Consider the following 217-nt stretch of genomic DNA (forward strand, 5'->3'; position numbering starts at 1 on the left):
CAACGACTCCAAGCAGACGGTCACCGTCACCGTCACCACCGAGAGCGCTCGCGACGTGCGGATCAGCGGCGGCTCGGCGAGCCCGTCGGCGTCCGCCTCGGAGTCCGCCCCCGCCAGCCAGTCCCCGTCCGGCTCGCCGAGCCCGTCGACCTCCGAGTCCGGCTCGGCCCGCCCGACGGCGACCCCGTCCGAGACCGGGTCGTCCTCGGCCACCCCG

1 protein-coding gene is annotated in these 217 nt (G+C 76.5%); it reads right to left on the reverse strand.

The annotated features are described in order from the left end of the window. The coding region (locus tag C7C45_RS34380) for a hypothetical protein (RefSeq protein WP_167454921.1) at positions 1-217 on the reverse strand (217 nt) is incomplete at both ends.

The sequence above is a fragment of the Micromonospora arborensis genome (genome assembly GCF_003205615.1).
GTDB lineage: Bacteria > Actinomycetota > Actinomycetes > Mycobacteriales > Micromonosporaceae > Micromonospora > Micromonospora arborensis.